The sequence below is a fragment of the Arthrobacter sp. StoSoilB20 genome, from assembly GCF_019977295.1.
GTDB lineage: Bacteria > Actinomycetota > Actinomycetes > Actinomycetales > Micrococcaceae > Arthrobacter > Arthrobacter nicotinovorans_A.
On record NZ_AP024651.1, the window covers coordinates 139,947 to 161,272 of the forward strand.

Sequence of the window (21,326 nt, forward strand, 5' to 3'; positions counted from 1 at the left end):
CCATTGATAGTAACGATACTTACTATCCCGGCTGCTGTCCGCAGCCTGCCAACTGTGGAAAGAGAGCGACAATGACTGAGAGCCAATCGCCGCAGGACGGAAGCTTCGCGGCGCCAACCACCGGTGCCCATGCAGGCACCGAACCATTTTCCGGAAGCTACCTCGACTCGCCGGACGTTGAAACAGAAACTGCGGGAACCACGGGAATCAGCGGAACCCCGGCGGGGTCGGGCTACTCCGGCACTTCGGGTACTTCAGGCACCACTGGCACAACCGGTACTTCAGGCAATTCCGGAAAGGTGGACACCGCCAAGGAGGAAGCCGCGGGAGTTGCCGGTGCCGTGCAGGATGCCGCCGGTGGAGTAATGGATACCGCCAAATCCGAGGCCGGCCATGTAGCCCACGAAGTCAAGGTAAATGCACGCCAACTGCTCACGCAGACCAAGGGTGAACTGACTGACCAGGCCCAGGTCCAGCAGCAGCGTGTTGCCGAGGGCCTGCGCTCCATCTCCGATGAACTGTCCACCATGGCCAATTCAAGCCAGAACGGCGGCGTTGCCACGGACCTGGTCCAGCAGGCAGCCCAGCGTTCTTCCTCGATCGCCCAGTGGTTGGAAGGCCGGGATCCCGGTTCCCTGCTGGATGAAGTCAAGGGGTTCGCGCGCCGCAAGCCAGGAGCTTTCCTGCTTCTTGCCGCCGGTGCCGGTGTCCTTGCAGGCCGCCTCGGCCGGGGCATGGCAGACAACTCACCGGAGGGCAACACTTCCAGTGGGACCACCACTGAAACTCCACGCGCCGTCTACTACCCAACCCAGGGTGGAGCTGTAACTCCTCCGGCCGTGGACCTTCCCGGTCCTACCACCACCACTGCCGGCTACGGCTCGGCAACCACCACGGGGGTAGCAACCGGCGGCGCAGCCACTGGCTACGACGCAGGAACCACTGGTGGCTATGACGGATCGACGCTTCCCTACCCGGAAACCGACGCCGGCGGGGTCAAGGCACAGGGTGACCCCCTGGCCGGACCGATCGACCCGGAGAGCCCCCTTGATCCGGATGACCCACAGTACGGAGGTCCCCGATGAGTAGTCCTGCCGACCTGCCTTCCACAACAGCGCACGAGAAAGCGGAAAACCTTCCTCTCGGCGAGCTGTTGAGCGACCTGACGCGCGATGTTTCCACGTTGATGCGCCAGGAAGTGGAGCTGGCCAAGGTGGAACTCAAAGAGTCCGCCACCAAGGCCGGCAAGGGTGCCGGAATGCTGGCCGGAGCCGCTTGGGCCGGCCACATCACCGTACTGTTCCTCTCCATCGCCCTCTGGTGGGCTTTGGGGCAACTGGTTGGCCTGGGCTGGTCCGCGGTGATTGTCGCGGTGATCTGGGGAATCATCGCGGCGATCCTCGCCACGATGGGCCGCAAGGAGCTGAACGCCATCAAGGGCATGCCGCGGACAGCCGAGACCGTCAAGGAAATACCCCCCGCTCTGAAACCGAACACTGAGGAGACACGATGACGCAGAACCCCGACGCCCTGCGCGCCGATATCGAAGAAACCCGCAGGCGGCTCAGCACCAACGTTGACGCTGTAGCGGACAAAGTTACGCCGTCCCACATCGTCAACCGCAGGGTGGACAAGATCAAGACGGCCGTCTTCGGAGCCCGTGACGACGTCCAGTACCGTGCCAGTGAAACGGCGCACCATGCAGGAGACGCTGTTTCCGGAGTGGTTTCGGACATCAGCGACGCACCGCAGGCCATCACTCGCAAGGCCCAAGGCAGCCCGATTGCGGCCGGACTCATCGCCTTCGGTGCGGGCTTGCTGGTCTCAGCCCTGATTCCACCGTCGGACAAGGAGCGCGAGGCTGCCCAGGCGTTGAAGGAAGCAGCCCAACCCTTGACCGAGGAACTGAGCCACGCCGCCCAGGAAGTTGCCGAGCACCTGCGCGAACCAGCCCAGGACGCCCTGCAGAACGTGAAGGACACCGCCACGGAAGCCGCGGCCAACGTCAAGGACGAAGGCCAGGCAGCCGCAGCCGATGTCCAGGACCGTGCGCAGACGGCCAAGGACAACGTCAGTAACCAGTAAGGTTTCCGCCTCACCCAACTGAGTCGCAGCAGATGCCCTTTTGAACCCTCAGAAAGGCATTAACTGCGACTCAGTTGCGTGACGGCTGCGTTCAGGCGGGGGTGGGCGGGTACTCGCCCCTGATGACGAAGTAGGAGCCGCGGATAGTTCCGGCGAGCTTGGATTTTTGCCGGGCGAACTTGAACTTCGCTTCCAACTCGGCGGGGACCTCCATCCCGTCGGCCAGCTTGAAGCCCACCGCCCTCTTCCCGTCTTCCAGGCTGTACATCACATTGATGGACAGCCCTGATTCATAAAACACGTACGCCATGTGGAGGTCTTCCACCTGGAAGGCGGTGGCTTCCAGGGGGCGGGACTCAATAACAATGTCGCGTTCTTCCCGAAGGATCCGGCTCACCCGATCCACTATTGCCGGAACCTCATCCGCCGGGCTCACGGTAAAAACGTGTTGGTACTTGTTGTGGAAGTAGCGGGCTTCGTTGGCGCGCAGTCCCGCGGCAGCCTCGGCCACCGGCGACGACTCCAGGCCGGTTGTGGAGACATTCTTGAAGTCAACGGTGTAGGGCATGGGTCTCCTGGTCAGGCTGGATGGGTGTGGTACGTGACAGTCAGCGTACGTCGAGGATCAGTTGCAGGAGCCGGGCGGCGGCCGGACGGGCAGCGTGTTCCTCGGACCACTGTGCACGGGCCAGGGCTTTGCTGACCGCCTGCGTGGTGATGCCCAGTTCCTGGGCCACTGCTTTTTGCTGGCCGCGGACGCCCGGTGTAAGCAGGTCAAGGACCCGCCATTCCGCGGCACTGCGATGTTGGACGATGTGCCCCAGGAGCCGCAGCACGGCCTCGGCCTCCGAGGCCAACGCACCCAGGGGGCCGTCCACCGCAACCGGAATCCGCTCTTTGCCGTTGCGCAGCCGGTCCACGGCCCGGCGGGCATACACCAGGCCATGCCCGGACGCGTCCTTCACGAGGTTTGGCAGTGGCTCGTTGATGGGTCCCACTCCGATACCCACGTACCACTGGCTGGAGCGAAGGGCGATCAGTGCAGTCTCCACGGCTTGGTGGCCCGATTCGACGATGCCCTGCACCTCATCTTCAACCGAGCGGTCAAAGTCGAGCCGCGCAGGGATGTGCCGCAGGTCCTTGAGCAGCTGCGGCACAAGGTCGCCGTCACGGCGGCTGTCGCGTTGGTTGATGGTGAGAGTGAACATAGTGGATCACATGCTACCGGCTGGTAGACGGTCTGCAAGGGCCAAATTTCTCTGCCGTGAGCCGGTGGGGAACTTCTTCCCTTGCCCTATCCAAATCAGGCAACCGCTCTACCAACTTTCACTTATAAGTGAAAGGAGGTATCGTGAAGGAAGACAAACAAAGGTGAAGGAGAAACCGATGACAGCGCTCATGCTTACTCGGACTGACGTTCTCGTGACGGATGAAGAACTCACGACCGTTCGCCGCGAGGTCGAATCAACTCCTGCAGGGCTGGTAGGTTTCGCAGCCGTCATGTCTGACGGCACTACTCGCCAGCTTCCCCCTGAGCTGTCCTCGATTATTGACCAGGCCTTCCACGCTCTCGCTATGAACGGGAGCGTCACCGTGGGGACTCTTCCTGATGAGCTCACAAGCAACGCCGCCGCTGAAGTCTTAGGCGTCTCCCGCCCAACGCTGCTGAAGCTCGCGAAGGACGGTGAAGTTGAATCATTCAAAGTTCGTACTCACACGCGATTCAAGCGGGATGCTGTCCTGGCATTCAAGGCAAAGAGGGAAGAAGCCCGTCGGGCCGCGTTTGCGGAGCTGCGGGAACTTGAGGACCAAATAGACGGTCTGGCCTAAGTCCACACGATAGGCATTTCCGTTGGGTCATAGCGCAAACTAGTGCTATGACCCAACGTGTTTTTGTCGATGCAAACGTGTTTTTTAGTAGGACCCTCCGCGACTGGCTGTTTCTATTACGGATCGAATCCAAGGGCGGAATGTTCCAGTTGCACACGACTTGGGATGTCATCACAGAAACCAGCGCACGGCTTCGCGATGAGTATCCCAACGCGTCTGGCGATTTGCTCGCAAGCTTGATAAAAAAAATCCAAGAGTGCGTAGATGAGATACTGACGGCGTTTCCTGGTGGTCCCGTCGAAGGGATCGCTGACGAGGGGGACTGGCACGTCCACCATGCGGCTGAAGCATGCAGAGCCCATGTGCTCCTCACCGATGACACTGGGTTCGAATCGGATGACTCCAATTATGAGGTCTACACCTGTGATAATTTCTTCCTTGAAGTGGAATGCTCAGCGCCGGATGTGGTCAAACGTGTTGTTGAAATGCAGGCAGTCTACTGGTCGAGGAGAAACGGCAAGCAGCTTCCGGACGCCCTGCGCGACGCTGGGTGCTCGGAATTCGCGGATGTTGTTTTGGGCATCCTCAAAGAACTTGCTGCACGGTAGTTGTTGTAGCGAAGCCACTGCTCAGCGGACGCCGCCAATCCCAGGAACTCAGCCGCGACAACATACCGAGATCTTGAATCGGCTGCCAGATCTCATAGTGAATCCTGCGTCAGACGAGGGCGCGGAGTGGGCGTTGCTGAGTGCTCGGCCTCTATACCTCGGGGCGACAATGAAAGCTCGACTATGGCTGTTGTCGGGCGCCCGGTGTAGCGCAGCCGACTGCGACGAGGTTCGATGGATGAGAGGGATATCGGCATGAATTTTGCGCAGACGCAGGAAGAGCTACAGACGCACTTAGCTGAACAGATTGATTTCCTCAGATCAGCATGCGCAGAGTTCGACCAAGGGAAGCCGGCCTATGCCAAATTTGCGGCCACCACGTTGAGGGTACTCCTCTATGACGGAGGTAGGGGTCGGTCGCTGCTAAGGCAGCTCGGGCTTAAGGACCGGATAGCCTTTCTCGACACTGCGGCACAAATGCCCGAAGAGAATCTTGCGACCAGCACGAACTTGACTGTGCAGCGGATGACAGTGATTGACGATGAGGGGCATGTTGCTCCCTCGCACATACCTGTACTTGATGACTATGGCTTTCGCACGGGGTTTAACAGAAAGACCGCGTTCGGCAACACACGAGAGCCCGCTGCGGGCCGGCGCTTGCAATTTGAGGAATGGTGGTCCATGCCGGTCATCCGGGATGATAGACGCCATGATTTTTCCAGAGCTGACCTAGTGTTGGCGCTTTGCCACAAGGACGGCGGGGCTCACATCAACGCTACGGTCGACGAAGCATATCACCGTCTTTCCCGATCGAACTCGCTGGGATTCGTCGTCGTGGGGGCGGGGGAGGAGACTCCATTTGGCAGCCCGGTTCCTGCGTCTGTCCGCCAGATAGCACATGAGTTCCTCAGATCGATCCCTAGAGGTTGGGCCGGCTGATCGCGATCGAACGCATGTGAAGAGATCTCAACGGGCGTCTATGCGTCGCCGTTTGGTTGTTCTTTTGGTGCGGTGTTGCGAGTGACTGTGACCTGAGTGGTGACGGTGCGGGTGTACGTGTCGCTGATTCGGCCCTCCTTGTGGGCGAAGACAGGGTATCCCCGGCCGTCGTCGTCAGGGGTAGCATGGGGTTCCCAGGTGCAACGGAGGCCTTTGGTGGCATCGGCTTTTGCCCCAATCTCCGGAAATAACGCGTTCATTTGAACGGCCAGTGCTGAAACGACGAGGTCTTCGTCTGGGGCCATGATTGCCCACCCTTGTGGGTGTTTCGTGGTTCCTTCCGGGAGGCCTCCCTTGCTGTTTGCGGATCCGACCAACAGGATCTTGGTGAGACCGTTGAGGCTACCCGTGTGCCATGTGTACGGGGGATATGACTCCTTGTGGTCTAGGAAGGCGCGAAAAGCGCGGGCTTTCTCCAACAGCGGGTAGGCCTCGTCCATGAAGATGCCCTTTGGCTTCCACCAAGTCCAAAACTTGGCGATGGAGTGCGTGGGGGCCTCGCCAAAGACCGAAGCGTGACGTCGGACCACGGATAACATCGCGGAGGCGGCAGAGTAGTACGCGTGGAAGAAGCCCTGCGTTGTCTCGAATAGCGCTTCCATTTGACGGGGGGTGGGGTGTACGTCGGGGTAGTAGACGCTGACTTGGCTGAATGCTCCGCGTGCCAACTGCAACTGGTCCCTCTTCTGAAGCAGGCTTTTCAGCGACTCTTCGAGGTCGGTCACGGTTTGTTTTTGGCCGTCCGTTGAGTCCCAATGAGTGAACGTGTGGGTCCAATAGTCAATGTAGCCAGGCCCGACACGAAAACGTAGCGATCCTACGGCGGCATCCTTCTTGCTAGCTGCCATTACCGCCCCCTTATATTGAGTTCTGCTTAGGGGAGAGCATAGTACGGACATACGTTCTGGTTGGCTGGATTCACACTAGATTGTGGGAACACGAAGGGGCCCGGACTCACGTCTTGAGTGCCCCCTCCCTTGGGATGGTGATTGCGGGCACTTCCTAGGCGCCGCAACGGTTGCGAATAGAAGCATAGGGGCGAGTGTGCGACTTAGGTTGCCGTATCCCGACGGGTTCAGCGCTCATCTTGCTTGGGTTTTTGCTCTTTTCGTGTATTGGGCGCCCGTGACTTCGTAGGTGCTAGGTCTTCCTGTCACTCGGGCCTTCTCTTCGCTGAACAGCACGAGGTTTTGTCCGCCGGCGTGCACTGAGCTCGCGTACTGGATCCCTTCAATACCGATCGACTTTACGAACTCGCAAATGTACTGGCTTGCGGCGTATTCCACACCGTTGTCGGAGCGTCGTACTGGTCGGGAAAGTTCGTGGCCAAGTCGCTTGAGCAGTTTGTAGCTGTACAACTGGCTGAACTGCTCGTCTTCAATACCAAATGGGTTCAGGGGTTGGATGGCGGAGAGATCGAGGAAAGTTATCCTGTCGGTGGTTTCAAATGTTGCCACGGTAAGGGTGCTGTACATGGACGGTCTGATCTCTGCGATGCAGGTGTCTTCATGGAATGTCAGGTAAAGGTGAGGGATGCCGGGCGGGTTGGCTCGTCCGCCGGTGGCCCAATTTTTCGGGGGCATGCCCATTTTGGCTTTGGAAATGGAGTTTCCGTCCGGGCTCATTCGTCCGCGGTAGAAGCGCGTCCCCGGTTGGATGATTCTTAGGCTGCGGCGGATGACGTATTCAAGTACTTGGGGATCTATGGCACCGCTGGGGAAGAAGCGGTTCTGGGATATCAGCTGATTGGCGAAATCGTCCCAAGCCCGGGAGTAGTTCTGGAGGTTTGCTCCGTTGACTGGCTCGACGGCGGTGACGTCCAGGAGCGGATGCCCGGTAGGAAAGACGGCCTCCAGGAAAGCACGATTCTCCTCGGGTGTACGGTTTGCCGCGAACAGACTCCAGTCGTCTTGGATCCTGATGTGCAGGGGTGAGCCGCCCTGGTCGCCTGCCTGCCGGTAGAGGTCCGTCACCTGCTGAAAGGGGTCTGCCCAGGTAGTTGCGGGCCAGACGTCTGAGGTGCCGTTGGAGCAGAACGCGCAGACGCCGACTTGAGGGGCTTCCGTTTCGTAGCCGATGGGGCTGGCGTCCCCAAAACAGGTCGCACAGGTACTGACGTCAGCCACGGGCCAGCGCCCCCATGGCCACGTAGATGTGGTTTTGGATGGAGAGCTTCTTGATTACTCCCAGCCCGGGGAAGGTTTGACGGTCCAGATGTGAGCGGAATGTGTCCAGGGCAGGGTTGCCGAGGCCTGCCGAATCGGCGAAGTTCACCAGTTTAGACAACGCTTCGAGATATTTTCCTGCGGTGTCGGCCGAAGATCCGTTGGGTGTGGAGCAGAAGTGTCGGATGAAAATTGCCTCATCGCGGGGCCGTTGATAGGTCAGGTGGATGGCAACGACGCGGGGAAGGGATCCACCCTCTTTGAAGAGCTCGCCGATCGTTTGGTAGTCGCCAAACCCTATGTAGTTGTCTTCTCTGAAGAAGATGTTGTCTTCGGTGAAGATCGATTCTTCAATGTCGTAATAGTCCTGGTTGCGTTCCTGCTTGGCGAAATTGTCCCTGAGCAGGACCGCTGACGGGCTGGCAAAGGTTCGGCGGTACCGTCGCACTGAGTTTTTGTCTTCGGCCAGGTGCACCTTGACGTCGCATACCCCGGCGAGCCGCCGCATGGTGGGCTCGCTGATTACTGCAGTTCCATAGAACAGGTCCGCCGAGTAGCGGCGGCTCGCCCGCTCGAGGATGTCCAGCAGTCCCTCGATTTCAGGTTCGCTCGAGAGATGGATGCCTATGCGCATCCGTTTGTTCGCTGCGAAAATCGGTTCCAATTGCGTGAGTATTGTTGCGCTCTTGGAGATCCCCTTCATGTCACCGACCTCGGGGTTGATGATGACAGTGCAGGGCACACTCTGATCGGCAAGGGCCGCGAGGTTTCGCAGAAGTGTGGGCCCGGCGGCAATGTCCCGAACCGGTTCGACAACCGGATGGACGAAACCAGACTCCCTAATTGCCGGGGCTAGCTCCTTTATCGCCAGCAGCTCGAATTGCTTTCCGCGCAGGTACGGAAAATACATCGTTGGGTCCCCCTTCGTTGAGCCAATCAACGATTTTGCGGTACTGGCTCTGCGTTGGATTCACTCTTAGGAGTGAACTCATGATCGGCTCAATCTTTGGGTTCTCCAGCGCCCCGGCCTCGCGGGGACGGCGGGCCTTCAGTCGTTGAGCCATCAGCTCAGAGTACCGGGCTGGGGGTATTGTTTCGGCCAAATTGAGATAGTGCCGGTATCGAAGGGTGTTGGGCTGGTCCGGCTGTGGTCCGAGGACGTCGTGGACAATTTCCATGTACTCCGGTTGCCGCAATACAGACATCATGGTCTCCACGCTTAACTGGTCTGCATGGATACGGGGAGATCGTACGGACCTCAGGGTCCCCTTCCGGGTGTAGACCATGAGCCCTGCGGGGCTGTCGGCAAGGTGGCTCAGGTACTGGGCTTCCTTCAATTCGTCGCAGACCACCGTGACCCGGGTGAATGCGCGGTAGTAGTCATCGAGCTGCTTTTCGAGCTTGCCTGGGGAATCGAACTCGGTCTTGATTTCGAACGCTTCGCATACGCCGTTGAGCAGGACCATGTCCACGATGGAATTGTTGACGCGGATCTCCTGAAGAAGGGTGGTCGTTCGTGGGCTGTGGCGGCCCATCAGTAGTTTTCGCGCGATAGCATTCTTATAGACCGTTTCATTGCGGTAATTCTTCTGCAACGTCATGTGCAATCGGGTCAGCGCATCAGCAATGGTCTCCCGGGAGCGCATTAGCCCGAGAGCTTGTAGTTCGGCGGCGTCACTAGATCCCAGTCGCCCTCCGTGCCTGGCGACGTTGCGAAGGTGCGCGCTTCCCAGGAACCTGGAAGCCCTCGCAAGGTCGCGTATAGCTAAAGTCATGACAGTCTCAGAGTAGCAACAAGCCCTCAGGCTACTTCGCCGACTGGCCCAAAGTTACCGACCATTGCCCTCGTCGCTTTTTTCCTCGGAGGCAGAGGCAGAGGCAGAATGCGAGACTGCGCCGTGGCGCTGGCGTTCGTTGCTTCCTTCGGCTTATAGAGGTCGCGCCTGACGCGGATAGCACCTATGCCTGCGCATACTTTTCCTAGATTCTTCATCGAGGAAGGTTTGTGCATGCGCGCCGTTCTGACTCTGCCAATGCCCGGGGTCGACCTGACCGTCGAAGACGTCAGGAAGGCACTCGGCCCCACGACTTGGCTTCCCCGGCACGATGATGTCTCGCCGGCGTGGGAGAAGGAGAAGATACAGGGTTTGCTAGACAAGCTCCCCGAAGACACGCAGCGCCAGCTTCAGGGGGCGGGTTCAAGTCGGGTTCTCAGTTGACGGGTTGGTTAGCTTGGAACGTGAACAGTCCATCGTCCTTCGCTTGTTCCAGGACGGAGGCAGTGTCGAGTCCATCAAGGCCGCCGTTATCAGCGTGGCTCAGCGTTTACCGGATGCTTTCAAGGGACACACTGCAACAAACGAAAGCCCAATCCTTGAACCGTCCATAGAAATCCGGAACAACAACGACGGTGCCACGGTAGCCAAGGGCCAAATCGTCACGCCTCACACTTACAGATTCTGGCGCTTCCTACCAGAAATCAGGCCCCGCGAAAACCGACTCCTACGTTGGCTAATCGCGGGCGCCTTAGCTTTTTTCGTCATCGCCTTCTCAATCGCCCTCTTTAACGGGCAAGGCCTGATGTGGGGCGAGATTCGCGGCTATTCTGAGCGCATCTGCTCAGCACTCCTTGTCGCGATACTGACCACCTTCATCAACCTTTCCTTCGAATACAAGGACTGGCGATCCGAGAAAACAGAAGTCGACTGGCTATTCGGGTAAGCCTCAAGCCCCTGTGGCGTTCAAGCTCCTAAGCCCGTGGGCCCTCATCGATCGGCCCTGTCCTCGGCAAGGGCCAACCTATCAGTTGGACGTGAGCTCTTCTTCGAAGCCAACTTTCGCCCCTCGGCACGCAACTCGCCGTCAGGGGAGACATAGCGGTACAGCGTCTGTCGAGTAATTCCGAGTTCCCTGCACAAGTCAGCGACGCAAGTTTCAGCTTTGCTCATGGATGCCGCGGCCCTCCGGACTTTCTCTGGTGTCATCTTATGAGGACGACCACCAGCGCGACCTCTTGCCCGAGCGGACCTCAGGCCAACCACTGTTCGCTCCTTCGTCGACGCGCGGTCGAACTCGGCTAGTGCAGCGAAGATGCTGCTGATCAGTTCTTGGGCAGAGGTCGCCGTTTCTACCGTCGACCCAGGTCCGCTAAGTATCTTGAGGCTTACACCGTTCTTGACGAGGTTGTGGATCGTGCCAATTAGGTGGCTGAGGTCGACGCCTATCCTGTCGAGCTTCCAGACAACGAGGGTGTCGCCAGCACGCAGTGCCCCCATGCACGCTTCCAAGCCAGCCCTGTCGTCGCCCTTGGCAGAGGCCTGATCTTCGTAGATCGACTCCCGTCCAACGCCGGCAGCGAGGAGGGCATCCCGCTGCACGCCCCTGTCCTCTGCGAGGGACCCATGAGCGGCATACCTTGCATACCCGATAATCAATCCCTAACCCCCAAAACGCATCTGCACTACAGCACCTAACGGAATCACATCCAAGGCTTTTCACCAATTAATGTCACATTTGCTGTCACTTATTCAAAGTTAAATAAATAGGTTAATACGTTCCTCATCCATAAAATCCTTATCGCGGCCATACGGCATTTACTTCATATTGTCCAGTCACACCTTTGCAAAAATCGAAGTATAAAAGCTGGTAGCCTCTGATTCGGGTCGTGGGGGCACCCTTTCGACCTGCTTAAATCACTGGATTAGAAAGCAGATCATGAATATTGCAAAGCAGAAGTTTCTCGGAGCCACTATCGCCGCAGCCGTGTTGCTCGGCGCCGGAGGACAGGCCGCTGTAACCGCGGCACCGTCTCCGCAGTCGAACATCCAGACCACCATTTCAGCGGCCTCGGCTCCATCGATCAGTGCCGTTGCTTCGTCCAGCACCAACGCGGCTTCCACCGCCGGCGCAGGCGCCGTGCTGAACGCATCTTCAACGGCCCAGGCTACCGCTGCCAACAGCCAGCAGCTTGGTGCGCTTGCACGCGCAGCCGCTCAGGCCATCGTCAACGCAGTAAAGACATGGGGACCGGCGGCTTGGAATGCCATGGTCAACGCGGTCAAGAGCGGTTACAACGGCTTCCAGAACTGGTTCAACAGCCTCCCGGGCTGGGTCAAGGCCCTGGGCAGCGGCATCTCCGTCAACGCCATCTACGACGCCATCAAGGGCGTGCTGGGCCTCGGCTAAGAGCATGCCGGGCTGGTGATCAGCCCTCCCGTATTTACTTGCCTGGGTCCTCGAACCTCCGTTCGGGGGCCCAGGCGCTTAACGCGTCAAGGAGTCATGAAGGAACAATGCAGGCTATAGATGGGTTCAGGCCCCACCCCTGGGGATACTTCGTGCTTAGTGATGGAACCCGGCGGCGGGCAGTTCTTTCTATTGTTGTGTCATTTTCTACATGTCTGAGTGTTCTCCTTGTGAATGCACTGACCGCATCAACGACATCAATGATCATGGTTCAAGGAGTCGCCTTCTCGGCAGCCTTGATTCCGCTCCTGGGGTGTCTGAGGGGACAACTGCACATCACCCGTGGCAAAGGCATTTCCGGGAAAGCGGATTGGGCCCTCTACTTCGTGTTATGCGCTGCGGCACTTGTCGCAACGATGTGGATTGCTGGGGCGACCGGACTGACATCGTCATCACTTCAGCTGACGTTACCCAACACCGGTGATTTGGTAGCACTGATCCCGGCTGCAGCCTTTGAGGAAGCGTTGTTCCGGATAGTTCTGCCGCTGGCCTTCGGCGCCGTCGTCCTGAAGCAGTTGTTGCCGACCAAAACATCCATCATCGCAGCGACTCTTGCTTTCTCCTTATGGCACCTTCCCACGAACGCAGGAGCGGCCATAGACCACGCCCTATTCGGCGGACTGATGTTCATCCTCTTCAGGATGTCCGGTTCCCTGGTGGTCCCGGTGCTATTCCATCTGATGAACAACGTCGCTTCCTTGGCATTTACCTACACCCCGAACACCATGTTTGGATCCCCGGCCGGTGAATTGGTCCTGATCCTGGCGAAATACGCGCTCTGGTGTACGGCGCTGCTCTGGGCGTTTCCGCTCAAGAGCTGGCGTATCGGCCAGGCCCCTGCGCCCACAAGCCACGCCACATCCCGGCATATTCGCATCCCTGGTATCGACTTCCTCAGAGGCATCGCACTGCTCTTGATAGTGACGGAAAACGCGCTTCTGTTCGTTAAGCCGACGATGGGCGACTCCGCAGACGGGATCGCGCGGGGCGCCTACGCGGTGCTTTTCGAATACCGCGGCATCAACCTTTTTTCGATCCTGCTGGGCTACTCGCTTTACTCACTCCTGCGTGACCGGAAACAAGACATCGCCCTGCGCAACATTGCATTCATTGCCATTGGTACCGTTCACGGGTTGTTCGTTCTTTCAGCTGACATCATGGCCTTGTACGGGTTGGTTCTCGCGTTTGTTGTGTGGAACCTAAAGCGAAAGCGGGGACTTGGACGTCGGTGGACCATATCGGTTCTGGTTGCCTGGTTGGTCGGTGCTCTGCTGACAGGTGTCCTCAACGGTTTCTCCGACGGGCCGGCTGCATCTCTGACTGCTTCATCTTGGGACAGTGGATTTGAAGACCGGGCCGTTGAGTGGCTGAGCCTTGTTATCGGCGCGCCAATCGCCGCGCTGCAGCTGCTCCTGCCAATAGCGCTCGGGTACCTCACCGCCCGATACCTGAAAGGGCACGGCGCACGGAAGCCCTGGCTGGGCTCGCGGACGCTGGGCCTTGGGCTGTTTGGCGCTTCCTTGGTCTTATGTCTTCCACGAGGGCTCGAGCTCGGCTCGCCAACGGCCGAATTGCCGGTCACCTGGTGGGCGGAGTCCGTGTCGGCGGTCGGAGGCCTGGCAGGAGCTTTGGGACTGTGGCTGCTCTGCATCCGTGGGACAGGAAAAGCGGAATCCCCTGGTCTGGGGCCAGCCGTGGTTGTCCAGCAAGCTGTAACGAGCGCGGGCAGGAACACGCTCTCGGGCTACTTGCTTTCCTCCATCGCAATGACAGCACTGTTTACCCCCTACGGCCTGGGTCTGGCGGAGCATGGGGTCATCGCTGTGCTCCTGTGCGCGGGCGGGTTTTGGTTCTTGTTCTGCCTTGCCGTCGCCTTCTTCCAACGGCGCCCGCTGTTGCCGCTGGAAGAAGGCGTGCGTAGCTACAGCACTTCGTCGGCAGCGGCCCGCTACCCTATGTCGGCCCGTTGATACCTTCTAAAACCAAGAGCGGAGAGCGGAACTATCCACAGCACCAACGCAGTAGAGCCGGCCAAGGATAGAGCCCCGCTCCCTGTGAAGTTCTGCACGGATGCGGAGAACTGGATCCAGGAGGCGAGTTCGCCAGGGAGCAGTCCTAAAAGACCGTCCATTATCGACGTCACAACGATGAAGGCCAGAATCGCAGCCCAGGGGGACAGTAACACTGATGCCAGGCCCATGCCCAGGGCTGTGTACAGGAAGACCGGAACCACCCCGAGCACGTACGCCCAGGGCTGGTCAGAAGCGCTTGACAGGCCCCCTGTGATAGCGGCCAAGCCGAAGGACAACATCAAGCAAACCAGTGTAGCGGCCAGAGCCAGTGTGAGACTGAGGACTGCCTTGGCTACCCAAACCTGTTTTCTATTCTGAAAATGAAGCAAGGTGTAATGGGTGACCCCTGACTTCCAATCCCCGGCAAAGATCAGGATAACCATGATGGGGATGTAGACCCCGGCGACCGAAACAGCGGCTTCGAGAATGGCAGCCGAAAGATTGCCTTGGTCCAAGCCTGGAACGAATGCTGTAATCAGAGCTGCCAGAAGTAGCACCAAGCCTCCAACCACAGCGAAGATCTGGCGGGATCGGAGGGCGAGCATGTTGCCTGCTTCGAATCGAAAAGTGTTAAGCATGCGTTTGAGCTCCCGTCGCCCTAAGGGCATTTTCAAAGATGCCTTCCAGCTGACCCTGGGCGTTCAGATCAATTGACACCAGATCAATCCGTTCCCTGTTGCACAGTAAAAGCAACGCTTCAGCTTTGAGCTCGACAGCGAAGGAACGGTCTTCCCCCTCGGCATATCTGACATCGCTGGCGTTCAGGGCTTGCCTGAAACGAGCAGCGTCCGTCGGAACGCAGCGCACCCGGGCGTTCGGTCGCTGGACCGACTCCTGGGCCCGGACCTCGCCATTGTCGAGAACGACAACCTGGTCGGTGTAAGCCTCTGCTTCACGTAGAAGATGGGTCGAAATCAACACAGCCTTTCCCTGCCCGGTACGGTGCATGATCAAACCGCGCAACCAAGCAGTTCCCTCAGGATCCAGCCCGTTGAAGGGCTCATCCAGAACCAGCAGACTCGGGTCGGTCATGAGGCTGGCACCAATGGCAAGTCTCATTCTCATGCCCAATGACAGGTGTCTGATTTTCTTCCGTGATGCCGCTTGGAGCCCTGTGACGGAAAGAGTCTCTGGGATCATGTTGGGCGGAAGATCAGCGGCGTCGGCGTTCATCTTGAGGAACCTTTGCACGCTGCACGACCCGGGCAGATGGTTTGGCCCAAGCATGAAAGACGCAACACTACTCGGCCGGGTGTAAGAAGTGAGCGGGCGGCCGTCGTAGAGTGCCTGGCCCCGTTCCGGCACGGCGAGGCCGGCCATCATCCGCATCACCGTTGATTTGCCGGCCCCATTCGGACCCAAGAGGGTCGTGACCGAGGACTCCGGGCAGCCGAAAGACACGTCCGAGACGACTGGCTTACCCCCATAGGACTTTGAAAGAAACTCAACCTCAGCCTTCATATGGACGGCTGCCTTCACCGCTGCGGACGGCCGGAGTCTTGTAACTAAGTCCCCAGCCGACAAAGGTGACCACGACAAGGGCGCCCACGGTTCCCCACAGCCCCACGGATGTACCCAGATCGACCGCCGGCCACAGGAGCCGGGCGATGAAGTACAGGGCAGCAAACGCAAAGACGAGCCCATATGCCACATTCAGATTACGGCGAAACGGGCTCGTCTTGGGCTTCTTCTCGAACCCAGCCGTGTACTCAAAGGCAGTCCCGAAATCCTTCTCCGGCGACTGGCCGGAGGCAGCAACATGAGCTCGCACCTCGTCAAGAATGGAACGGATTTCCGCTTCCGTGTAGTTCTTCGCCCTGAGGTTGGAGGCTACCTGACTGTAAAAGTTGATCATTTGGCGTTCAGTCCTTTCACGATGACATCGAATTGTTCCCAGCGATCGGTTAGAAGACGATGAATGTCCCGTCCCTCATCGGTCAAACTAAAAATCTTTCTCGCAGGCCCGGCCGCAGGGTGTTCCCAATGTGCAGCGACCAAGCCCTGGTCAGAGAGCCGCTGCAGCAACGGATACAGCGTCCCTCCCTGAAAAGTCCCGATATTTGAAGCCTGGAGAGACTGCAGAACCGCGTAACCGTGGGCCGGTCCCCGAGCAATCGCAGACAGCACTGCAAATGGCAGCACCCCCCGCGTCCACTCATCAGGCCAAGGATCTAGTCTCATATCTAGATAGTATGCCTACATAGATTGAGAAGCAAAGCCGTTGTTTACGTTCTGGTCGTAGGTATCGCCGTTGCCCTTGACATGACCAGCCAGGGCTGCAGGTTCGGGGCGGCCGCAGCCGGAAAAATAGGGATTTAGCCCCAAAAACATGGACGAGGTTCCAAGTGTCTCGCACGGTCCGGCCAAAGCGGTCCAGGGTGTGGACCACGATCACGTCCCCGGCTCGGGCGTGGCGCACTGCTTCCTGAAGTCCTGGACGATTCGTGGTCGTCCCGGACTTCTCGTCCACGTAAATGGGCTGGGCCTCGATGCCGGCACCCCCCAAGGCGTCCAACTGGCGGGCAAGGTGTTGCTCCTTGTTGAGACCCTCGCGTACCCGATATTCATTTCTGAACCGTACCGAAAGTTGTCTCTGCAACAGGGATTGATTGCATGACTTTTGGGACTACACACGGGACGGTTTCGTTCCACGGGATCGGGCGGATTCGGAGGTGGGGGGAGTGTCCCATCGGAGGCGTCCCACTTCTAAGGAAGTGGGACACTCCACCCGGCAAGTGGGTGCCAGGACGGCGGCTCTGGTCACAGGCAGTAGCGTTACGTATTAGGCCACGTCTAGAGCAGCCCGAACGTCATTGGGAGCATGATGAGCAACGAAATTAAATCCGATCACGAAAAGGCGGACGCCGCGGGGGTCTTTTGGATCGCGGGCGGCAAGGAAGTGTCCGGGGCCGTCGAATATACAGACGACAACGGCTACAATCTCCGACTTTCCAGTTTCTGCTTCATGCCTGTGCAGGTTACCGTCCTTGACGACAGGGCCCTTCAGTTCAGCAATGATCCCGCCCACATTGCTGCGGACTTTTCACCCCGAGTGATCCTTGGTCGACTCGATGATGGCTCTCTAGTGACGTTCATGGATGCACACATGCAACCCGGGCCAGAATTTTCGATCCACACCCGCCAGCGTTTCACGGGAAAACAACGGCTGCACGGCGCTCATGTCTCAGGCGAGGATCAAGGGGTTACAGCCATCCGTTGGACGTGGCCAATCCCAGAGTCGGCTATCAGCTGGGCTACAGAACCAGAAGTCGCTGGGCCGGTGCCGGGGCGAATCGGTCCTTGGACGCACGGTGGCAACGCCGGACTTACTTTCTCATCCCACGAGATCTCCTCGCTGGGCACCCTAACCCAGGACATACAGCTGTCCTCCGCCCAGCTCCTTGGCTTGTGGACGCAGAAGGAACCTCCTAGTCCTCTCCTCACAGAGGTCTTCATTGAGGATCACGGCTGGTGTCTGTACGTTCCGAGAGGAGACGAAGAGCAGGGAATCCTGCGGAGAAGCAGTTTTTTACCTCTGGGGGATCTCACAGTAGAGCACTTAGCTACGTGGCTTCCTTTTGCGGCGAAAATAGACCCGTTCCCGTACATCGCTAATTCCCGCTCAGGAGTAATCCAAGTGGATGCCCAGGTCTTGGTCACAGCTTTGGAAGGATTACACCGAAGGCTTCATACGAAAGCTCGGCCTTTTCAGGAGCTTAGTGCGCGAGCCGTGGAGCGGGCCATGGATGAAGCGCGCGCGGCAGGGGTTAGGGCCCTAACGGATGAGGGCTTCAGCGATGATGCGATGGCCAACGAGACGCTGCGCAACGTTCTGAACCACGTGGACCAGCCGACTTACCATGAGCGAATTGTCCAACTCGCAGCTCCTGTTTGTGAGATCGCCCCAGGGGTCTGCGGCCCAGACCTGGACCTTTGGGTCAAGATAGTCAAGAAAATCCGCAACGATCAGAGCCACCAACTGGTGAACCGGTTCGGTGGCACCGAACTTTCCTCCTATTTCGTTGCGATGATCTCGTGCCGGTGGATACTCACTCTCCGCATCCTGCTTGAGCTGACTGATAGTAATGAGCTCAAGGCGGCCCTCCGCAAGGCCCAAAGTTTCATGTTCGCCCTCGCGAACATGGATGAGGAACATCTTTGGGATCCACCAGGGGCACTAGAGATGTTTCGGGAACGGAGCAAAGCTAGTCCTTCCGAACCTTTGAGCCCCGCGCCCGTTGGAGATGGGTAAAGTTCCGCTGGCCGGTTGGCGCCCGCGGTTGTACCGTGCTGAGCAAATCAGGGGAGTGGACACCGCGACCCTGGGCAGCAGGCCGCCTTCGCATTAACGGGGCCACTTCGAGGTCGACGAAGTCGAAGGCAGACCTCCAGGCCGAGCTGGACCGTTGCCGCACTCCACGATATCCAGATTCTGCTTGGGCCGGGAGGTGGCGCCTGACTTTCAGGTTTCGTGTTGCGAACGAGTGCTCGTCTCCCGGCCCAAGAGCCTTTGGGGTGGGCGGGATGTGCCCGCGTGTCCCTTCTTTTCTGAAGGGTGGCTATTTTGGCGTCGTGGTGGGCAGCCAGGCTTGCCTGGTTTGCTCGAAGGCTGTGATGTCGTCTTGGTGTTGCAACGTCAGGTCGATGTCGTCCAGGCCGTTGAGCAGCCGCCATCTGGTGTCGGGGTCCACAGTGAAGTCGAGAGTGAGATCCCCAGCAGAAATGGTTTGTGCGTCCAGGTCCACGTTGAGGGGACGTCTAGGGTGTGCTTCCACCGCTTCCCACATTTGTTCAATGTGCTGTTGGCCTAGTTGGATGGCCAGGAGACCTGATTTTCCTGCGTTGCCTTTGAAGATGTCGGCGAAGCGTGGCGAGATGACTACCCGGAATCCGTAGTCCATCAAGGCCCAGACGGCGTGTTCCCGTGAAGACCCGGTGCCGAAGTCGGGCCCGGCTATGAGGATGTTTGCTCCTGCGTGTTCGGGGCGGTTGAGCACGAACTCGGGGTCTTTGCGCCAGCTGGCGAATAGGCCGTCTTCGAATCCTGTTCGGGTGATGCGTTTCATGTAGACGGCCGGGATGATCTGGTCTGTGTCGACGTTGTTGCGCCTCAGCGGCACGGCGGTGCCTTTGACCGTGGTCACGGGTTGGAAGGCCACGCTTCCCTCTCTTTTTCGTATTGGCGGGCGGTGCTGGGTTGGCCCGGGTCAGGTTGATCGTGGGTCGACGAGGATTTTGTAGCCGTCGGAGCGGTAGAACAGCTGCCGGTCCCTGCCGTGGCCTTGGCGCAGCCAAAGAAAGGCGCCGTCCTTGGTGACGGCGTCGATGACTCCGGTGATGCACTCTTTGTTGGGGGCGACGAGGACGACTGTGTCGTCAGGGAGCAGTTCGCGCCAGTTCGCGACGACGGTGCGTCGGAAGCCGTGGCGGGTGGGTGTTGTCTCCCCGGTTGTCGGGATGCTGCCGGTCTCTGTGGTGGGATCTTCGGAGATCTCTGCTGCCCTGGCAGTGGTGGTGGTCATCGTGTCTCTCTTGGGCGTTGGGGAGCGTTGGGTTGCTGCCAGCTTGGAGGTTGGCAGCAACCCAACAGGGCTACGGGATGATGGGCAGCAGCAGGTGCGAGTCGTGCCCGTTGCCGGAGTGGATGATGTGTCGTCCACTGTTGCGGGTGTAGGTGTGGCCTTGAGCGAACAAGCCCTGCTCGTAGCTGTTGACGTCATGGCCTTGGACGACGAGCCGCAAAGTTTCGCCGGTGTGGAACAGCGTGCTGGAAGGCCAGATTTCAATCTCTACCGGCACGATCTCGCCTTCGGTGAACAGTTCCTCGGTTTGGTGCGTGTAGCGGGGCTGTTCCGGTCGTGAGTCGTCGGCGAGCTGCCGGCGGCTGACCCGCAACCAGCCCAGGGCAACATTTCCGTCGTCAAAGGTGGAGAAGAACGGGAAGTTCACTTCCTTGCCTGCAGTGTCGATCTTTTTGAGGGCAACGAACAGGTCCATGTCGTTGGAGCCTTGTGCTTCAACCCATAGCCGGAGCTTCGTGTACCCGGTGATTTTTGTGTCCTTTGTGAAGGTGTGGTCAAAAACCACCCTCCCGGACTGGGCATCGTAGGAGATGTTTTCCGGGGCGGGGCCGGGGTCCGTTGTGAGGCTTCAGCGGCCGGTGTCGAGGTAGAGGGGCGTGTATTCGGTGCGGACGAGGGGCCATTCGTTTTCCGCACGGTTTTCGCCCACATAGGCTTTCTCGCGGACTTCGATCCGGACCTTGGGCCAGGATTCCATGGTATTTTCTTCCCCTTTGAGGAAGTGGTCGAAGAACTCACGTTGGCGGGCCAGGCTGTCCTGGTCATAGAAGTTCTGCCACTTCTTCCGGCCGTGCACTTCGAGCCACTTCTGCTTGGAGGAGATGCGACGGAACCCTTCGAGGGTTCCTCTGGTGTGCAGGCCGTGGTCGGACCAGCTCGCCACGATGTAGGCGGGGACCTCGATGGCGGCCAGATCCGGTGCTTTGGATTGCCAGTATTCGTCGTAGAAGGGGTGGTTCATGCTGTTGGTCAGGATGTCCTCAACACGTCCGTGGGTGTTGGCGATCAGCGGACCCAGGGCAGCGCCGAATTGTGTCTCGGGGATCCCGCCGTGGGTGAGGAGCATCGGTCGCATCAGCGTCATTGCCGGGCACGTCCCACATCCTCTACAAACCAATAAGCACCCACCCCACGACCTGCATCCGCGCAGCGCCATAAATGTTGGGCATCAGCCAGAAGCTTAGCGCCACAGTCGCCCGGACAGCGGCGAGGACGCCAACCAAGGTTCTAGGTTTTGGTTTCGGCAATTGGCGTCTCACAGCGGCCGACGCGCGGGTGGCCAAGGGCGTTCCGCTTCTAAGGCCCCGGATTCCGGACTGGGCCTACTGGCGGTGTTGGCCGCTATCCAACAATGCAGTGTAATAGAGCTCCCCGCCCTGCTCCTAGACTCATGCTGTGATAAAGTTCCCGGTCGATGACGAAGACGAGGTTCAGTACAGCCAATGGATCATGCGGCTCTTCGAAAGAGTTACGGCAATTGAAGCAACATTGGAACCACTCATGGAGTCGCAGCCAGGATCGGCACTGCTCTCCGACGACACCAGATCACCGCATTACGATGTCTCCGGATATGCGCATAGTCAGCTCTCCGTAGCCATAGGGTGCATCGCTTCGTTGAAGCAGATGATTGTCCAGGAATCCGAGCACAAGATCGATATGGCCGCCAGCCCTTTCGGTGCCTATGCGTTGGTGAGGAATGCTCTGGATGCTGCCGCCTTTGCCCTGTGGCTTCTGGAACCC

The 21,326-nt window shown here is 58.8% G+C and carries 25 protein-coding genes; 10 read left to right on the forward strand and 15 right to left on the reverse strand.

The features are described from left to right. Window positions 1–71 precede the first annotated feature (71 nt). The 3 genes from LDN85_RS00690 to LDN85_RS00700 are packed head-to-tail and all read left to right on the forward strand — an operon-like array spanning window position 72 to window position 2,085. Window positions 72–1,085 carry a hypothetical protein gene (locus tag LDN85_RS00690; RefSeq protein ID WP_223944335.1) on the forward strand — a complete coding sequence of 338 codons (1,014 nt, stop codon included), beginning with the start codon at window positions 72–74 and terminating at the stop codon, window positions 1,083–1,085. After that, window positions 1,082–1,513, forward strand: a complete 432-nt coding sequence (locus LDN85_RS00695; RefSeq protein ID WP_026540884.1) for a phage holin family protein — start codon at window positions 1,082–1,084, stop codon at window positions 1,511–1,513. The genes LDN85_RS00690 and LDN85_RS00695 overlap by 4 nt, the downstream gene beginning before the upstream one ends. After that, a complete protein-coding gene (locus tag LDN85_RS00700; RefSeq protein ID WP_223944336.1) occupies window positions 1,510–2,085 on the forward strand; it encodes a DUF3618 domain-containing protein in 576 nt (191 codons plus the stop codon). The genes LDN85_RS00695 and LDN85_RS00700 overlap by 4 nt, the downstream gene beginning before the upstream one ends. Window positions 2,086–2,176: 91 nt before the next feature. On the opposite strand, the gene LDN85_RS00705 is transcribed toward LDN85_RS00700, so the two are convergent. Together LDN85_RS00705 and LDN85_RS00710 are read right to left on the reverse strand one after the other, a co-directional pair. Continuing rightward, complete coding sequence (locus LDN85_RS00705; protein WP_026540882.1) at window positions 2,177–2,653, reverse strand: hypothetical protein; 477 nt, start codon at window positions 2,651–2,653, stop codon at window positions 2,177–2,179. Window positions 2,654–2,693: 40 nt separating this feature from the next. Further along, window positions 2,694–3,293 carry a hypothetical protein gene (locus LDN85_RS00710; RefSeq protein ID WP_026540881.1) on the reverse strand — a complete coding sequence of 200 codons (600 nt, stop codon included), beginning with the start codon at window positions 3,291–3,293 and terminating at the stop codon, window positions 2,694–2,696. A gap of 178 nt (window positions 3,294–3,471) precedes the next feature. On the opposite strand from LDN85_RS00710, the gene LDN85_RS00715 reads away from it, so the two are divergent. From LDN85_RS00715 to LDN85_RS00725, 3 genes are all read left to right on the forward strand, one after another. After that, entirely contained in the window at window positions 3,472–3,915 is a 444-nt protein-coding gene (locus LDN85_RS00715) for a helix-turn-helix domain-containing protein (RefSeq protein ID WP_035760787.1), read from the forward strand. 47 nt (window positions 3,916–3,962) lie between these two features. Next, window positions 3,963–4,523 carry a PIN domain-containing protein gene (locus LDN85_RS00720; protein ID WP_026540880.1) on the forward strand — a complete coding sequence of 187 codons (561 nt, stop codon included), beginning with the start codon at window positions 3,963–3,965 and terminating at the stop codon, window positions 4,521–4,523. Between the two features lie 255 nt (window positions 4,524–4,778). Continuing rightward, a complete protein-coding gene (locus tag LDN85_RS00725; protein WP_155854588.1) occupies window positions 4,779–5,462 on the forward strand; it encodes a hypothetical protein in 684 nt (227 codons plus the stop codon). Between the two features lie 38 nt (window positions 5,463–5,500). Here LDN85_RS00725 and LDN85_RS00730 read toward each other — a convergent pair whose 3' ends face one another. The 4 genes from LDN85_RS00730 to LDN85_RS00745 all read right to left on the reverse strand — a co-directional run bounded on the left by LDN85_RS00730 (window position 5,501) and on the right by LDN85_RS00745 (window position 9,288). Beyond that, window positions 5,501–6,247 (reverse strand): hypothetical protein, encoded by a 747-nt coding sequence (locus tag LDN85_RS00730; RefSeq protein WP_155854587.1) that lies wholly within the window; start codon window positions 6,245–6,247, stop codon window positions 5,501–5,503. Between the two features lie 357 nt (window positions 6,248–6,604). After that, window positions 6,605–7,648: an RES family NAD+ phosphorylase gene (locus tag LDN85_RS00735; RefSeq protein ID WP_051421534.1), complete on the reverse strand. Its 1,044-nt coding sequence runs from the start codon at window positions 7,646–7,648 to the stop codon at window positions 6,605–6,607. Further along, entirely contained in the window at window positions 7,641–8,597 is a 957-nt protein-coding gene (locus tag LDN85_RS00740) for a sce7725 family protein (RefSeq protein ID WP_155854586.1), read from the reverse strand. Before LDN85_RS00740 ends, LDN85_RS00735 begins: the two co-directional genes overlap by 8 nt. Beyond that, the gene (locus LDN85_RS00745) at window positions 8,527–9,288 is read right to left on the reverse strand and encodes a sce7726 family protein (RefSeq protein ID WP_162150845.1); all 762 of its coding nucleotides are present in this window, start codon (window positions 9,286–9,288) and stop codon (window positions 8,527–8,529) included. Before LDN85_RS00745 ends, LDN85_RS00740 begins: the two co-directional genes overlap by 71 nt. Window positions 9,289–9,919: 631 nt before the next feature. Here LDN85_RS00745 and LDN85_RS00750 point away from each other — a divergent pair. Further along, a complete protein-coding gene (locus tag LDN85_RS00750) occupies window positions 9,920–10,408 on the forward strand; it encodes a hypothetical protein (protein ID WP_155854585.1) in 489 nt (162 codons plus the stop codon). A 44-nt stretch (window positions 10,409–10,452) separates the two neighbouring features. On the opposite strand, the gene LDN85_RS00755 is transcribed toward LDN85_RS00750, so the two are convergent. Beyond that, a complete protein-coding gene (locus LDN85_RS00755; RefSeq protein ID WP_051421531.1) occupies window positions 10,453–11,121 on the reverse strand; it encodes a recombinase family protein in 669 nt (222 codons plus the stop codon). 280 nt (window positions 11,122–11,401) lie between these two features. Here LDN85_RS00755 and LDN85_RS00760 point away from each other — a divergent pair, with 280 nt between their 5' ends. Both LDN85_RS00760 and LDN85_RS00765 read left to right on the forward strand, forming a co-directional pair. Then, window positions 11,402–11,872 (forward strand): hypothetical protein, encoded by a 471-nt coding sequence (locus LDN85_RS00760; RefSeq protein WP_026540874.1) that lies wholly within the window; start codon window positions 11,402–11,404, stop codon window positions 11,870–11,872. Between the two features lie 485 nt (window positions 11,873–12,357). Beyond that, window positions 12,358–13,902 (forward strand): DUF418 domain-containing protein, encoded by a 1,545-nt coding sequence (locus LDN85_RS00765; RefSeq protein ID WP_223944337.1) that lies wholly within the window; start codon window positions 12,358–12,360, stop codon window positions 13,900–13,902. Here LDN85_RS00765 and LDN85_RS00770 read toward each other — a convergent pair. The 4 genes from LDN85_RS00770 to LDN85_RS00790 form a co-directional block, all read right to left on the reverse strand. Then, window positions 13,881–14,582, reverse strand: a complete 702-nt coding sequence (locus tag LDN85_RS00770; RefSeq protein ID WP_026540872.1) for a hypothetical protein — start codon at window positions 14,580–14,582, stop codon at window positions 13,881–13,883. The two genes, LDN85_RS00765 and LDN85_RS00770, sit on opposite strands and share 22 nt — an antisense overlap. Continuing rightward, window positions 14,575–15,465: an ATP-binding cassette domain-containing protein gene (locus LDN85_RS00775; protein ID WP_051421530.1), complete on the reverse strand. Its 891-nt coding sequence runs from the start codon at window positions 15,463–15,465 to the stop codon at window positions 14,575–14,577. Before LDN85_RS00775 ends, LDN85_RS00770 begins: the two co-directional genes overlap by 8 nt. Then, complete coding sequence (locus tag LDN85_RS00780) at window positions 15,455–15,859, reverse strand: hypothetical protein (RefSeq protein ID WP_026540871.1); 405 nt, start codon at window positions 15,857–15,859, stop codon at window positions 15,455–15,457. The genes LDN85_RS00775 and LDN85_RS00780 overlap by 11 nt, the downstream gene beginning before the upstream one ends. 303 nt (window positions 15,860–16,162) lie before the next feature. After that, entirely contained in the window at window positions 16,163–16,603 is a 441-nt protein-coding gene (locus LDN85_RS00790; protein ID WP_223944338.1) for a recombinase family protein, read from the reverse strand. A gap of 222 nt (window positions 16,604–16,825) precedes the next feature. On the opposite strand from LDN85_RS00790, the gene LDN85_RS00795 reads away from it, so the two are divergent. Next, on the forward strand, window positions 16,826–18,256 hold the full coding sequence (locus LDN85_RS00795) for a HEPN domain-containing protein (protein ID WP_026540868.1): 1,431 nt from the start codon (window positions 16,826–16,828) through the stop codon (window positions 18,254–18,256). A gap of 307 nt (window positions 18,257–18,563) precedes the next feature. On the opposite strand, the gene leuD is transcribed toward LDN85_RS00795, so the two are convergent. The 4 genes from leuD to LDN85_RS00815 all read right to left on the reverse strand — a co-directional run bounded on the left by leuD (window position 18,564) and on the right by LDN85_RS00815 (window position 20,670). Further along, complete coding sequence (gene leuD / locus LDN85_RS00800) at window positions 18,564–19,163, reverse strand: 3-isopropylmalate dehydratase small subunit (protein ID WP_051421529.1); 600 nt, start codon at window positions 19,161–19,163, stop codon at window positions 18,564–18,566. Window positions 19,164–19,211: 48 nt separating this feature from the next. Beyond that, on the reverse strand, window positions 19,212–19,526 hold the full coding sequence (locus LDN85_RS00805) for a hypothetical protein (protein WP_026540866.1): 315 nt from the start codon (window positions 19,524–19,526) through the stop codon (window positions 19,212–19,214). Window positions 19,527–19,596: 70 nt separating this feature from the next. Then, on the reverse strand, window positions 19,597–20,091 hold the full coding sequence (locus tag LDN85_RS00810; RefSeq protein ID WP_223944339.1) for a CocE/NonD family hydrolase C-terminal non-catalytic domain-containing protein: 495 nt from the start codon (window positions 20,089–20,091) through the stop codon (window positions 19,597–19,599). A gap of 63 nt (window positions 20,092–20,154) precedes the next feature. Beyond that, on the reverse strand, window positions 20,155–20,670 hold the full coding sequence (locus LDN85_RS00815; protein WP_223944340.1) for a CocE/NonD family hydrolase: 516 nt from the start codon (window positions 20,668–20,670) through the stop codon (window positions 20,155–20,157). Between the last annotated feature and the right edge of the window lie 656 nt (window positions 20,671–21,326).